This is a genomic window from Streptomyces sp. NPDC050759 (assembly GCF_044456945.1).
Lineage (GTDB): Bacteria > Actinomycetota > Actinomycetes > Streptomycetales > Streptomycetaceae > Streptomyces.
Window position 1 is genome coordinate 114335 of record NZ_JBITGI010000012.1, and the last position, 13712, is coordinate 128046.

Consider the following 13712-nt stretch of genomic DNA (forward strand, 5'->3'; position numbering starts at 1 on the left):
ATATGCTGTTGGAGACTATATAGCTGGGTTCCCGTCGAACGAAGGGGTCAAAGGCGATGTCGGCTGGCGAGACGGGCGGCGGGTCACAGGTCAAGTCCGCGGTACGGACGGTTGAACTGCTCGAATACTTCGCCGGACGCCCCGGCATGCACTCCCTCGCGGCGGTCCAGGAGGCCGTCGGGTACCCCAAGTCCAGTCTTTACATGTTGCTGCGCACGCTGGTCGAGCTGGGCTGGGTGGAGACCGACGCGACGGGCACGCGGTACGGCATCGGGGTGCGGGCGCTGCTCGTCGGCACCTCCTACATCGACGGCGACGAGGTGGTCGCGGCGGCCCGGCCGACCCTGGACCGGCTCTCCGACGACACCACCGAGACCATCCACCTCGCGCGTCTGGACGGCACGAACGTCGTCTACCTCGCCACCCGGCAGTCACAGCACTACCTGCGGCCCTTCACGAGAGTGGGCCGCCGGCTCCCGGCGCACTCCACCTCCCTCGGCAAGGCGCTGCTGAGCACGTACTCCGACGAGCAGGTCCGCAAGATGCTGCCGGAGACCCTGCCCGCGCTCACCGAGCACACGATCACCGACCGCGAGAAGCTCATCGAGGAGCTGCACCAGATCCGGGAGCAGGGCTTCTCGGTGGACCGTGAGGAGAACACGCTGGGGCTGCGCTGCTTCGGCGTCGCGATCCCGTACCGCACGCCCGCGCGGGACGCCATCAGCTGCTCGGTGCCGGTGGCGCGGCTGACCCCGGCGCACGAACAGATGGTGAAGGACGCGCTGTTCGACGCCCGGGACCGGCTGACACTGGCCACCCGTAGGCTCTGAGGCATGCAGATCGTTCTCCGCGAAGTCCATGACAGCGATCTGCCGGTGTTCTTCCGGCAGATGAACGACCCCGAGGCCCTGCACATGGCGGCCTTCACCCCGAAGGACCCGGCCGACCGGGACGCCTTCGACGCCCACTGGAAACGGATCCGGGCCGGCGCGGACGTGCAGCGCACGATCCTGGCCGACGGGGACGTGGTGGGCAGCGCGGCCGTGTACGGCGAACCGGGCGAGCGCGAGGTGACGTACTGGATCGACCGCGCCTACTGGGGGCGCGGCATCGCCACAGCAGCACTGCGGGAGCTGGTCGCCCAGGTGCCCGAGCGGCCCCTGTACGCCCGCGCGGCCGCCGACAACACCGGCTCCCTGCGCGTCCTGGAGAAGTGCGGATTCCGGGTGACCGCTGAGGCCTCCGGGTACGCCCACGCGCGCGGGGCGGAGATCGACGAGTTCGTGCTCACGCTGGACGCGTGAAGCCGACGTAGATGAACGTCCGATGAGAAAAGCGGACGTTCGGGAACGATTCGTCCGTCGTTGATCGTCTTCCGTGTGGGATGAACAAGACGATCAGGCGCGCATCGGTCTTCGCGCTGCTCCTGGTGTTCGCTCTGCTGATCCGAGCGACCTGGGTGCAGTTCTACGACGGCCAGGCACTCGCGGACGACAACGACAACCGGCGGAACGCGATCGAGACGTACTCCTCGCCGCTCGGGAACATCATCGTGGCCGGAAAAGCGGTCACGGGTTCCGAGAAGGTGACGGACAGCGACCTCGCGTACAAGCGGACGTACACGAACGGCAAGCTGTACGCGGCGGTGACGGGCTACGCCTCGCAGGCCTACGCCCCGACCCAGCTGGAGGGCATCTACGCCGGTCTCCTCAACGGCACCGACAGCCGGCTGAAGACCGTCTTGGACACGGTCACCAACCAGCGGGCCGAGCCCGGTGATGTGATCACGACGATCGACCCCGCCGTGCAGAAGGCGGCGTACGACGCGCTCGGCGACAAGAAGGGCGCGGCCGTCGCGATCGACCCGGCGACCGGCAAGATCCTCGCGGTCGTGTCGACGCCGTCGTACGACCCGTCCTCGCTGACGGACGCCAACACCGCGGGCAGTGCCTGGAAGCAGCTCAACGCGGACTCCGACAAGCCTCTGACCAACCGCGCGCTGCGCCAGCCGCTGCCGCCCGGCTCGACGTTCAAGCTGGTGGTGGCCGCGGCCGCGCTGGAGGACGGCCTGTACTCCTCGGTGGACGAGAAGACCGAGAGCCCGGACCCGTACACGCTGCCGGGCACGGTGACCCCGCTGGGGAACGAGAGCGCCTCGGCGCCCTGCGAGAACGCCTCGATCCGGGTCGCGCTCGAGTACTCCTGCAACACCGTCTTCGCGAAGATGGCCGTCGACCTCGGCCAGGACAAGGTGCGGGCGACGGCCGAGAAGTTCGGCTTCAACGACGACCAGCAGGACGTGCCGGTGCGGGCGTACACCAGCGTCTATCCCTCCGGCATGGACAAGTCCTCGACGGCCCTGACCGGTATCGGCCAGTACGACGTCACGGCCACCCCGCTCCAGATGGCCATGGTGTCCGCGGCCATAGCCAACGGCGGCAAGCTGGTGACGCCCCATATGGTGTCGACGATCACCGACCACGGCGGCGACGTCCTGAAGAACTACGACGACGAGGCGGGCACCGAACAGGTCGTCAGCTCCGGCACGGCGGAACAACTCCAGTCGGCGATGCAGACGGTGGTGGAGAAGGGCACCGGCACGAACGCCCTGATCGACGGCGTCACGGTGGGCGGCAAGACGGGCACGGCCCAGCACGGCGAGAACAACAGCAAGACGCCGTACGCCTGGTTCACGTCCTACGGAAAGGGCGACGGCAAGGAGGTCGCCGTGGCGGTGGTCGTGGAGCAGTCGAACGCGGCCCGCTCGGAGGTGAGCGGAAACGGGCTGGCCGCCCCCGTGGCCAAGGCCATGATGGAGGCGGCCCTCAAGAACTGAGGTGTCCCGGTGGCTACTTGGCGCCGAGGATCTGCTCGATGGGGTCGATCGCGAAGTACACGAGGAACAGCGCCGAGGCCGCCCACAACAGCCAGTGGATCTCCTTGGCCTTCCCCAGCACCACCTTGATCACGACGTACGCCAGGAAGCCGGCCCCGATCCCGTTCGTGATCGAGTAGGTGAACGGCATCACGGCGATGGTCAGGAACGCCGGGATCGCGATGTCGTACCGGTCCCAGTCGATGTGCTTGACCTGCGTCATCATCAGGAAGCCCACGGCGACCAGGGCGGGCGCGGCGGCCTGGAGCGGGACGATGGTCAGCAGCGGGGTCAGGAACAGCGCCAGGCCGAACAGACCGCCGGTGACCAGGTTCGAGAACCCGGTGCGCGAGCCCTCACCGACGCCCGCCGCCGACTCGATGTACGACGTGGCGGAGGACGCGGACGCCGCACCACCGGCCACCGCCGCCGCCCCGTCGATCAACAGGACCCGGCCGAGGTTGGGCACCTTGCCCTCCTCGTCAAGGAGACCCGCCTCCGCGGTGATCCCGACGACCGTGCCCATCGTGTCGAAGAAGTCGGACAGGATCAGCGTGAAGATCAGCAGGACGACCGTGACGATCCCCACGCCGGGCGCGCTGAAGGAACCGAACAGGCTGAAGTGACCGATCAGTCCGAAGTCGGGGGTGTCGACGACCTTGTCGGGCCACGCCGGTGTCGTGAGCCCCCACGTCTTGATGTCGGCGATCGAGTTGATGATCAACGCGAGGACCGTCATGGTCACGATGCTGATCAGGATCGCGCCCTTGACCTTGCGGGCGAGCAGCCCGATCGTCAGCAGCACTCCGAGACAGAAGACGAGGATCGGCCACCCGGTGAGGGCGCCGGTGCCGCCGAGCTGCACCGGCACGGTGGTGTTGGCGGCGTCGGGGATACGGCTCACGAACCCGGCGTCCACGAATCCGATGAACGCGATGAACAGCCCGATCCCGACACTGATCGCCTGCTTGAGCGGTTGCGGGATGGCGTGCATGACGGCCTCCCGCAGTCCGGTGACCACCAGCACACAGATGAGCAGACCTTCCAGGACGACCAGACCCATCGCGTCGTCCCAGCTCATCAGCGGGGCGATCTGGAAGGCGACGACCGCGTTCAGCCCGAGCCCGGCGGCGAGCGCGAGCGGCAGGTTGCCGCCCACGCCCATGATGATCGTCATGACCGCGGCCACCAGAGCCGTCGCGGTGGTCAACTGCACCGCATCCAGCGTGTGTCCGAACTTGTCCTTCGCGCTGCCGAGAATGATGGGATTCAGGACAAGGATGTAGGCCATCGTGAAGAACGTGGCGAAGCCGCCGCGTATCTCACGGGCGAAGGTGGATCCCCTCTCGGAGATCCTGAAGTACCGGTCGACGGACATGGTCGATGCTCCTTGGTGCCTGAATGATCGGTGTGCGGATGCTGGCTGGATTGTTCCTGCGTTGAACGCGCTTCAGGTTTTCTTCGTGTTACGGATTCGGGGGCCGCCCCGTCACACATCGTTCGAAGGACCGTACGAAAACCCTTACTGGATCACTGCTACGCTTCCGGATCTCCGCCCGGCCACCCCCGGACGATCACATGTCATTCACATGACACGCAAAGGAGAGGGAGCCCGTGGGCACAGTCGTCGACGACGCCGCCTCCGTGGAGTTCCACGCCTTCTTCGAACGCCACTATGCCGAACTGTCCCGCCTCGCCCATTTGTTGACCGGTGAGTCGGACGCCGCCGACGATCTGGCGGCGGACGCCCTGCTGGCGCTGTGGCACCGCTGGGACCGGGTGCGCGCGGCCGACCACCCGGCGGCGTACGCGCGCGGAGTGGTCGCCAATCTGGCCCGCACCCGCATCCGCAGCGCGGTCCGTGAGCGCCGGCGCGTCGCCCTGTTCTGGTCCCAGCGCGAGGAGAAGGTCGAGAATCCCGACGTGGCGGGCGTGGTCGACGTCCAGGAGGCGCTGCGCAGGCTGCCGTTCCGCAAGCGGGCCTGTGTCGTGCTGCGGCACGCCTTCGATCTCTCGGAGAAGGACACCGCGCTGGCCCTGGGTGTGTCGGTCGGTACGGTGAAGAGCCAGACCTCGAAGGGGATGGCCGAGTTGCAGCGGCTGCTCGGCCCTCAGAACGCTCCGCTGAGGGTGCACGCCGCGATGGCGCGCACCGGTGAGGCCGGAGGAAGGGACCGATGACCATGCGGCGGGACGTGCACGGCGAACTGCGCGCCCGGCTGCGGGACGCGGCCGAGGCGCACGAGCCGAACCGCGAGCAGATCCTCGCCCGGATCGAGCGCGGTATGTCGGAACAGACCCGCCCCGACCACCGGGCGACCCGGCCACCGGTCTACGGCTGGGTGCGGGTGGTGAGCGCCACGGCCGCGGTCGCCTGTGTGCTGGGCCTCGGCGGTTACGCGGTGGCGTCCGCGGTCAAGGACGAGCCGGCCGCGCAGACGTCCGTCGCGACCACGGGCACACCCACTCCGTCGCCCGACGCGACCAGCCGGCCGCCCGCCCCGCCGGCGGATCCGACACCGAGGACCACCCCCACGCAGCAGGCCGAGAAGCCGAGCGGTACGCCCTCGCGCACGCCGAGCGCGTCCACCGAGGTGCAGGCCTCCGGCGTCGAGGACGGCCCGCTGTGGTCGGACGGCTCGGTGGACCCGCACAGCAACGAGTTCTGGGCGCAGAGCGATCTGACCTTCAAGACCTCCGAGCAACTGACCGCGCTCACGGTCGAGTTGCGGATCGAACAGACCGGCGGTGTCAGCAACGCCGGCGCCTGGCGCTCACTGCCCGAGGACGACTTCACGCTGACGGTCGCCGAGGAGGACGGTTTCCTCGTCTACACCTGGGTGCTCAAGGACGGCCGTACGGTCCCGAAGGGCGAGTGGGTGTTCGCCGGGCAGTACAACCACGAGCGCGGCGGCCGGGACGCGAAGGGCGACGGCTACACGGCGACGGCGACCACGAAGTCCGGGGACCTCGCCGTGAAGGGCGGCTTCGCGGCCCAGGACGACGGCGCGGACGAAGGGGACTCCTAAGTCTCTTGCCGGAGTCTTACCGAAAAACCTCCGCCGGCGCGGCAACCGATTCCTCGTCAGCGGCCACTTAATGGGTGCACGGTCCCCCTGATGACGGAGCACCTCCCTTGAGCACGCACAAGAGACCCCTCACCCGCCGGCGGGTACTCGGCGCCTCGGCGCTCGGCGTGGCCGCCACCGGTGCCGCCGTCGCGGGAGGCACCGGCCTCCTCTCCGCCGCCTCCGCGGCGACCTTCGGCTACTCGGACGACGGCGGGAACTACGTCGTCGACACCGGAGCCTCCCTGGTCTTCAAGGTCTCGAAGACGACCGGCGACCTCACGTCCCTGGTCTACAAGGGCAAGGAGTACCAGGGCTACGGCGGCAAGAACTCGCACGTCGAGTCGGGGCTCGGGGCCTCCACGGTCGCCGTCAGGAAGTCCGGACCGGTCGTTCTGATCAAGGTCGTGCACGGCGCGATCACCCAGTGGTACGCGGCGCGCAGCGGCCAGAACAACGTCTACCTCTGGACGGACAAGAAGGACGCCTCCTTCACCGCGACCCGCTACATCGTCCGCCTCAAGCCCGGGATGTTCCCCAACACGGGTTCAGACAGCTGGATCGAGACCTCCGACAAGATCATCGAGGCCGGTGACGTCTGGAAGAGGGCCGACGGCACGACCCACTCCAAGCACTACTCGGGCAAGCGGACCATCGACTACGACCACGTCGGCTTCACCACCGGCTCGGTGGGCCTCTGGCTGGTGCGCTCCAACCATGAGAAGGCCTCCGGCGGTCCCTTCTACCGCTCGCTCCTGCGGCACTCGAACGACAAGGGCGCCGGGCTCTACGAGATCCTGCACTACAACGAGGCGCAGACCGAGGCGGAACGTTTCGGCCTCCAGGGTCCGTACGTCCTCGCCTTCACCGACGGTGGCGCTCCGTCGTCCGCCCTCTTCCACGACAGGCTGGACACCGGCTGGGTCGACGGTCTCGGCATCACGGGCTGGGTCGGCGCGGGGGGCCGGGGCAGGGTGGCCGGGGTCGGCCTGAAGGGCATGGACACCTCCCACCCGTACACGGTGGGCTTCGCCAACGCGGACGCGCAGTACTGGGCGAAGGCCGCGACCGGAACCGGCGCCTACTCCTGCAAGGGGATGCTGCCGGGGACGTACACGATGACCGTGTACAAGGGCGAACTCGCGGTGCACACCGCGTCGGTGAAGGTCACGGCGGGCGCGGTGACCTCCCTGCACAGCCTCACGATCACCGGCGATCCGTCCACCGCCCAGGCCGTCTGGCGGCTCGGCGACTGGGACGGCACGCCCGGTGAGTTCAAGAACGCCAAGCTGATGACGTACGCCCACCCCTCCGACGGCCGCGCCGCCAAGTGGACCGGCAACGTCACGATCGGCGGCGGTGGCGAGGCGGCGTCCTTCCCGGCGTACATGTGGAAGGACGTCAACGACGGCGTCCTGATCTACTTCAAGCTGACCAGGGCCCAGGCGGCCGTCGCGCACACGCTGCGGGTCGGGGTGACCGACGCCTTCGCGGGCGGCCGTCCCCGCGTCAGCGTCAACGACTGGGTTTCGGCCATCCCCACGGCCCCCACGCAGCCCGGCACGCGCTCCCTCACCACGGGTTCGTACCGGGGGAACAACCATTCGTTCGTCTTCAACGTCCCTAGTAGTGCGTGGAAGACGGACACCACGCAGTACAACGTCCTGAAGCTCGACATCGTGAGCGGCTCGGGCGGCAGTGCCTATCTCAGCGCGGGCACGTCGTTCGACTGCCTGGACCTGCTGGCCTGAGCCCCCCTCGGCCAGCAGCTGCCGGCTGGAGCCCCCCTCGGGCCGGCACGAGGAACGCCCCGCCTGTGACGACAGGCGGGGCGTTTCGCGTTCCGCGCTCAGTTCATCGTGGTGCCGATGGTGGTGGAGCCGGTGGTCAGGAAGGCGGTCGAGGGCAGCGAACCGCCCGGCCGGCGAGTGCCGTACGCGGTGGTGGCATCCGTCGACCTGAATGCCGGGGTCGGCACCCCGCTGTCCCAGTTGTTCGCCGCGGACACCGCGGACGAACTCCGTTTGGACGACCCGCCCTTGTTGCCCACCGCCAGATTCCGCGCCAACCGGGCCTTGCCCGTGGCGAAGAAGAACCCGGCCTCGGCGTTGGCGTACGCCGTGTTGCGGTTCAGCACGATCGCCCCGGTGTTGGAGTTCTCGGTGAACCCGTCGCCGGTGTTGCCCCACGCGGCGGAGTTGTTGACGAGGTGCGCCACCGTGACGCCCCCGCCTCCCAGCTTGAACCCGTTGCCGTTGCCCTCGAAGGCGCCGTCCCCCCACCGGTTCCTGCCGTTCCCGAAGGCCCAGCTGTGCTCGACGGTGACCGGCGAGGAGAACTGCCACAGGTCGAGCCCGTCGTCGGAGTTGTCGTAGAGACGCGCCCCCGTGATCCGGTTGCCTGTGCCGGACCCGAACTTCACGGCGATCCCGTCGGCGTTCTGCCCGTGCCCAGCCGGGTCGTAGTTGCCGTGACTGTCCAGGTTCTGCACGAGGTTGTCGCTGGTCCCGTCGCCCCGCAGCGTGAACCCGGAGTCCCCGTTGTTCGCGGTGACGAGGTTCTGGAAGACACCGCCGACGGAGGAGGTGACGACGAAGCCCTGGGCCGGGGAGTTCTGGAAGGTGAGGTTCCGGACGGTCCAGTAGTCGCCGTAGATCCCGGCCAGCCAGGACCCGGCGGGCAGCCTGGACCCGTCGATCCTGACCTTCTCGCTGCCGTACGCCCGCAAGGTGATCCGTGCCGAACTCGTGCCGTTCGCCGTGGACTTGAGGGTGGCCGACGGGGTGTACGTCCCGGCGCGGACCTGGATGACCGTACCCGCGCTCGCGTTCCGCACCGCCGCCTCCAGCTGGGCTGTCCCGGAGACGGTGACCGTCGTCGACGCGGCCTCGGCCCCGCCGCCCGACAGGCCGAGATACACACCGCCCGCGCCCGCGGTGACGGCGACCGCCGCGGCGATGGAGAGCGTGCGGGTCCGGCGGTGGCGACCGGTGCTGTGACGCACGGGGCGTTCCTTTCCTCGGCAGTGGGGACGCCCTGAAGTCGCCGCCATGGCCGGTGAAGTTGCCGCGCCCCGACGAAAACAACCGAAACTTTCGCTGCTGCTCCTCGCGCACTCACCGATTGACGTGCTGTTTCCCACTCGTAACACTCCGAAGGCGCGCACAGCCCCCAACAGAAACCCCCACACCCCCACACTCACAGGAGCGACATGCGCCCTCGTATCCTCCTCGTCGCCTGTCTCTCGCTACTGCTGGCCCTTCTCACCGCACCGCCCGGTTCCGCCCACTCAGGAGCACCACCCGTGAACCACCCCAAGTACGCCGGATATCTCTTCGCCTACTTCACCGGCGAGGGCACCGCCGACGGCGAGCAGATCCGCTACGCCCTCAGCCGCGGCAACGACCCCCTGCACTGGCGCGAGCTGAACCAGGGCAAGCCGGTCCTGACGTCGACGATCGGCGAGAAGGGCCTGCGCGACCCCTTCGTGATCCGCTCCCCCAAGGGCGACAAGTTCTTTCTGATCGCGACCGACCTGCGCATGTACAAGAACAGCAGCGGCAGTTGGGACGACGTCCAGCGGCACGGCAGCAAGTCGGTCATGATCTGGGAGTCCACCGACCTGGTCCACTGGACCGACCAGCGGCTGGTGAAGGTCGCCCCGGACAACGCGGGCAACACCTGGGCGCCGGAGGCCTATTGGGACGACAGTCTCGGTGAGTACGTCGTCTTCTGGGCGTCGAAGCTGTACGCCGACGACGATCCCGGGCACACGGGATCGACGTACAACAAGATGCTGTACGCGACCACGAAGGACTTCCGCACCTTCAGCGCGCCCAAGGTCTGGGACGACCCCGGCTACTCGGTCATCGACTCGACGGTCGTGAAGTACAAGGACACCTACTACCGCTATACCAAGGACGAGCGGGACCCCACCTCCAGCTCGCCCTGCGCCAAGTTCATCACCGGCGAGAAGTCGACGAGTCTGACCTCGACGAAGTACGACCTGGTCGCGGACTGCATCGGCAGCGGTGCGATGGACCGCGGTGAGGGTCCGACGGTGTTCAAGTCGAACACCGAGAAGAAGTGGTACCTGTTCATCGACGAGTACGGCGGCCGCGGGTACGTCCCCTTCGAGACCACCGACCTCGACTCGGGCAGGTGGACCCCGTCCACGAACTACCAGCTGCCCGCGAGTCCCCGGCACGGCACGGTGCTTCCGGTGACGCAGCAGGAGTACGACCGGCTGCTGGCCGCGTATCCATCGACGCCCGCCTCGGTCGTCGACGCGACGGCCAAGGGCCAGAAGGGGTACGCGATCGTCACGGAGGCCGCGTCGAAGGTCGTGCTCCCGGTGCAGACCGACACCGACCTCACGCACCTCGCTCCGAAGATCGCCGTGGGTGAGGGCGCCAGCATCGCCCCCAGATCCGGTACCCGGCGCGACTTCCGCAGGCCACAGTCGTACACGGTGACGGCCGCCGACGGCACCAGCCGCAGCTGGACGGTCGAGGCGGTGCGGACCGGAAGCCCCGTCCTGCCCGGCCTCAACGCCGACCCCGACGTGCACTATCTGAACGGCGAGTACTGGATCTACCCGACCACCGACGGCTTCAACGGCTGGAGCGGGACGCGGTTCAAGGCGTACTCGTCGAAGGACCTGGTCCACTGGAAGGACCACGGGGTCATCCTCGACCTCGGCGCGGACGTGTCGTGGGCCGACAAGTACGCGTGGGCGCCGGCGATCGCGGAGCGGGACGGCAAGTACTACTTCTACTTCTGCGCCGAGCAGCAGATCGGTGTGGCGGTGGCGGACTCCCCCGCCGGTCCCTTCAAGGACGCGCTGGGCAAGCCGCTCGTGGCCAAGGGCGGCTCGCTGCAGGGCCAGATGATCGACCCGGCCGTCTTCACGGACGACGACGGGACGTCGTACCTCTACTGGGGCAACGGGCACGGCTATGTCGTCCCGCTGAACGACGACATGACGTCCTACGACGCCGCCGCGGTCAAGGACATCACCCCGGACAACTTCCGCGAGGGTTCCTTCGTGATCAAGCGGAACGGCACGTACTACTTCATGTGGTCCGAGGACGACACCCGCAGCGAGAACTACCACGTCGCCTATGCGACGGGACCGTCCCCGCTCGGCCCGTGGACCAAGAAGGGGACGATCCTGTCCAAGCGTCCCGAGTACGGCATCCTCGCCACCGGCCACCACTCCGTGGTGAACGTCCCCGGCACCGACGACTGGTACATCGTCTATCACCGGTTCGCCCTGAACGGGCCGGGAAAGCCCGGCGGCGACGGAATGCACCGCGAAACCACCATCGACAGGCTGGAGTTCGCGGCGGACGGCACGATCAAGCCCGTGGTGCCGACCCTCGAGGGGATCCGGCCGGTGCGGAACTAGCTCACGAAGTACGTCGGGTTCGGGAGCTTGTACGTCCTGTCGGCGTAACCGCCGTCCAGGTCGGAGTACTGGTCGCCGAAGTTGGCGATGATCTCGTACCCCAGGTCCTTCTCGATGTGCGCGCGGGTGCCGGACTTGTACTGCACGGTGGTGCAGGTCCAGGTGCCCGGCGTGGCGCAGGCGCTCAGGTAGGACGGCGGGTTCGCCTTGTCCTTGAGGAACACGTGGTCGGCGTCGAGGTTCACATCGGCGCCGATCTTCTTCAGGTTCTCGACCGCGGCCGAGCGCTGCGCCTCGCTCAGGCCCGAGTTGTAGAAGACCTCGACGCCCTTCTTCTCGGCGTACTGCACGAGCTCGGGGCTGCCGAAGACGGCCGGGCGGTCGGCCCGGTTCACGTAGTCGGCCCAAGTGGTCGCGTTGTACGTGTAGTTGTAGCGCTTCTCGTAGTCGAGGCTGAGCAGCAGCGTGTCGTCGATGTCGAAGACGACGGCGGGCTTCTCGCCCCTGTGGTGCGCCTTGCGGGCGGCCTGGTCGATGTACTTCCGGGCGGCCTTGTCGAGGGACGCGAGGTCCTTGGCGTACGGGCTGGTGGGGGACGCCTGGTAGACACCGTTCGCGTCGGCCGCGGTGCCGTAGTAGGTGTCGATGTCCTTGACCAGGAGCCCTATGTTGTAGGGCTCGTGCGTGGAGTTCGCCGTGGACTGGCCGGCGGTGGCCGCACCGGCGCCGTAGAGGGCGCCCGCGGCGACCGCACACGCCGCGGTGACGGCTGCGATACGCAGTGACTTATGCATGACAGACGTTCTACGCGCGTCACCCCGGTGGGCGCGAGACCCGTTGCCCGATCGATACCTCCTCCACAGGCAAAAAACGGGTCAAGCGGCCGGGCGGGCATTGGCGGTGGTCGTGGAGCAGTCCAACGCGGCGCGCTCCGAGGTGAGCGGCAACGGTTTGGCCGCCACCGTGGCCAAGGCCATGATGGAGGCGGCCTTCAAGAACTGAGGTTTCCCGGTAGTTACTTGGCGCCGAGCACCTGCTCGATCCCGGCACCCACGATCCAGGGCACCCTCGGTGCGTATCTGGCGGACTGGCTGGACACCGTCGCCGTACACCGGCTGAGGCCGCACACCCTGGCCCGCTACCGCCCGTGGCCCGCCTCTACATCCAGCCCAGCCTCGGCTCCAAGAAGATGGCCCGGCTCACCGCGGAGGACATCCGGCTCTTCCTCGACACCCTGCGCACCCAGTGCCGCTGCTGCACGCGCGACCTCGCCGCCCGACGCCTGCGCTGCTGCGCCACCGGAGAGTGCTGCCGGCGCCGGCTGTCGCCGCTCGCCCTCGCCTACATCCACTCCATCCTGAAGTCGGTACTGGAGCATGCTGTCCGTGAGGAGGAGAACCCGCGCAACGTCGTTCGCAACGTCCGCATGGGCACCCCACACCCCAAGCGAACGGAACCCTTCACCTCGCCGAAGCCCGCCGCTTCCTCGAAACCACCAGCAGCCACCGGATGCACGCCCTGTTCAAGCTCGCCCTGCACACCAGCCTCCGCAAGGGCGCACTCCTCGGCCTGCACCGGGCAGACCTCAACCTCCCTCGCAGACTGCCTTCGCGCGAGCAAGAATGGCAATTGCCTCGCGAACGGCAGCGATGAGCGCGCGATTCTCCTGGTCTACTTGCGATAGTTTCCCACCCACCGAACCGTATGCCGAAGATGTGCTCGACCCTCCCGCTCACCTCGTCAGCGACCCGTGTAGTTATATGACCTTCTGCCGTCAATCGATCGTACGTGCAATTACACATACGGAAGATGAGAATAGCTAATCGATCGCCGGAATCGGTGCGACTTCCACCGAAGGTCACAGCAGCCCCTCCGGAAGAACGGAGGGGCTGCTTTCTTGCACACTCTTTGGTTAGCCTTCGGTGCACCTCAGGTCAACGAGAGGAAGGAATTCAGAACCTGGTTTCGCGATTAACCAAGAAACCTGAATGGCCCATTATTGACCACTCTCCTCACTCGCAAGCAGGGCCCGGAGACGCCTGACTTCTTCCACAAGGCGCGGCACAGCTTCCCGTGCCATTGCAATGAAGGCCGCGTTCTCGTCCCAGCGTTCGTCACCAGAATCAACGTATCGCGGGTGCTGCACCAAAGTAGCGGCAATCATGTCTCGATGATCAAAATTCGGCCACCTCTCGGCAGTGCCAGTGTCGGGAGCCGTGCTCACCGCCACAAGATTCATGGCGGAGTCATCGTCCAAGGTTCTAACGAACCAAGGCGCCGGAGTGGCCGCAGAGCACAACTCCTCGATCTCCTCAAGTTCACTTTCACGCATGTAACCACCTTCTGTCAGCCTGTTTAC

The 13712-nt window shown here is 67.5% G+C and carries 12 protein-coding genes; 8 read left to right on the plus strand and 4 right to left on the minus strand.

Translation table 11 applies throughout. The features are described 5' to 3' along the window. Nucleotides 1-56: 56 nt before the first annotated feature. The 3 genes from ACIBJB_RS31070 (at nt 57) to ACIBJB_RS31080 (ending at nt 2836) form a co-directional block, all read left to right on the plus strand. Nucleotides 57-830, plus strand: a complete 774-nt coding sequence (locus ACIBJB_RS31070) for an IclR family transcriptional regulator (RefSeq protein WP_007381154.1) — start codon at nt 57-59, stop codon at nt 828-830. A gap of 3 nt (nt 831-833) precedes the next feature. Next, nucleotides 834-1304, plus strand: a complete 471-nt coding sequence (locus ACIBJB_RS31075; protein ID WP_398935373.1) for a GNAT family N-acetyltransferase — start codon at nt 834-836, stop codon at nt 1302-1304. Nucleotides 1305-1384: 80 nt separating this feature from the next. Beyond that, a complete protein-coding gene (locus tag ACIBJB_RS31080) occupies nt 1385-2836 on the plus strand; it encodes a peptidoglycan D,D-transpeptidase FtsI family protein (protein ID WP_398935375.1) in 1452 nt (483 codons plus the stop codon). Nucleotides 2837-2849: 13 nt separating this feature from the next. Here the strand turns inward: ACIBJB_RS31080 and ACIBJB_RS31085 are convergent, their stop codons facing one another. Next, a complete protein-coding gene (locus ACIBJB_RS31085; RefSeq protein ID WP_398935377.1) occupies nt 2850-4253 on the minus strand; it encodes an NCS2 family permease in 1404 nt (467 codons plus the stop codon). Between the two features lie 236 nt (nt 4254-4489). Here ACIBJB_RS31085 and ACIBJB_RS31090 point away from each other — a divergent pair, with 236 nt between their 5' ends. From ACIBJB_RS31090 to ACIBJB_RS31100, 3 genes are all read left to right on the plus strand, one after another. Beyond that, nucleotides 4490-5056, plus strand: a complete 567-nt coding sequence (locus ACIBJB_RS31090) for a SigE family RNA polymerase sigma factor (RefSeq protein WP_398935379.1) — start codon at nt 4490-4492, stop codon at nt 5054-5056. Beyond that, the gene (locus ACIBJB_RS31095; RefSeq protein ID WP_398935381.1) at nt 5053-5904 is read left to right on the plus strand and encodes a hypothetical protein; all 852 of its coding nucleotides are present in this window, start codon (nt 5053-5055) and stop codon (nt 5902-5904) included. Before ACIBJB_RS31090 ends, ACIBJB_RS31095 begins: the two co-directional genes overlap by 4 nt. Before the next feature lie 107 nt (nt 5905-6011). Beyond that, nucleotides 6012-7694, plus strand: coding sequence for a rhamnogalacturonan lyase B N-terminal domain-containing protein (locus tag ACIBJB_RS31100; protein ID WP_398935383.1), 1683 nt, complete (start codon nt 6012-6014; stop codon nt 7692-7694). 98 nt (nt 7695-7792) lie between these two features. On the opposite strand, the gene ACIBJB_RS31105 is transcribed toward ACIBJB_RS31100, so the two are convergent. After that, a complete protein-coding gene (locus ACIBJB_RS31105) occupies nt 7793-8947 on the minus strand; it encodes a right-handed parallel beta-helix repeat-containing protein (RefSeq protein WP_398935385.1) in 1155 nt (384 codons plus the stop codon). A 207-nt stretch (nt 8948-9154) separates the two neighbouring features. Here ACIBJB_RS31105 and ACIBJB_RS31110 point away from each other — a divergent pair, with 207 nt between their 5' ends. Next, the gene (locus ACIBJB_RS31110; protein WP_398935387.1) at nt 9155-11353 is read left to right on the plus strand and encodes a family 43 glycosylhydrolase; all 2199 of its coding nucleotides are present in this window, start codon (nt 9155-9157) and stop codon (nt 11351-11353) included. Here ACIBJB_RS31110 and ACIBJB_RS31115 read toward each other — a convergent pair. Then, nucleotides 11350-12147 (minus strand): HAD family acid phosphatase, encoded by a 798-nt coding sequence (locus tag ACIBJB_RS31115; protein WP_398935389.1) that lies wholly within the window; start codon nt 12145-12147, stop codon nt 11350-11352. The genes ACIBJB_RS31110 and ACIBJB_RS31115 overlap by 4 nt on opposite strands. A gap of 353 nt (nt 12148-12500) precedes the next feature. On the opposite strand from ACIBJB_RS31115, the gene ACIBJB_RS31120 reads away from it, so the two are divergent. Beyond that, on the plus strand, nt 12501-13037 hold the full coding sequence (locus ACIBJB_RS31120) for a hypothetical protein (protein ID WP_398935391.1): 537 nt from the start codon (nt 12501-12503) through the stop codon (nt 13035-13037). A gap of 312 nt (nt 13038-13349) precedes the next feature. Here the strand turns inward: ACIBJB_RS31120 and ACIBJB_RS31125 are convergent, their stop codons facing one another. Next, nucleotides 13350-13685 carry a hypothetical protein gene (locus tag ACIBJB_RS31125; protein WP_398935393.1) on the minus strand — a complete coding sequence of 112 codons (336 nt, stop codon included), beginning with the start codon at nt 13683-13685 and terminating at the stop codon, nt 13350-13352. Nucleotides 13686-13712 lie beyond the last annotated feature (27 nt).

Coding starts and splice junctions, on each gene's coding strand:
- ACIBJB_RS31070 (WP_007381154.1), top strand. CDS start 57: ATGTCGGCTGGCGAGACGGGCGGCGGGTCACAGGTCAAGTCCGCGGTA.
- ACIBJB_RS31075 (WP_398935373.1), top strand. CDS start 834: ATGCAGATCGTTCTCCGCGAAGTCCATGACAGCGATCTGCCGGTGTTC.
- ACIBJB_RS31080 (WP_398935375.1), top strand. CDS start 1,385: ATGAACAAGACGATCAGGCGCGCATCGGTCTTCGCGCTGCTCCTGGTG.
- ACIBJB_RS31085 (WP_398935377.1), bottom strand. CDS start 4,253: ATGTCCGTCGACCGGTACTTCAGGATCTCCGAGAGGGGATCCACCTTC.
- ACIBJB_RS31095 (WP_398935381.1), top strand. CDS start 5,053: ATGACCATGCGGCGGGACGTGCACGGCGAACTGCGCGCCCGGCTGCGG.
- ACIBJB_RS31110 (WP_398935387.1), top strand. CDS start 9,155: ATGCGCCCTCGTATCCTCCTCGTCGCCTGTCTCTCGCTACTGCTGGCC.
- ACIBJB_RS31115 (WP_398935389.1), bottom strand. CDS start 12,147: ATGCATAAGTCACTGCGTATCGCAGCCGTCACCGCGGCGTGTGCGGTC.
- ACIBJB_RS31125 (WP_398935393.1), bottom strand. CDS start 13,685: ATGCGTGAAAGTGAACTTGAGGAGATCGAGGAGTTGTGCTCTGCGGCC.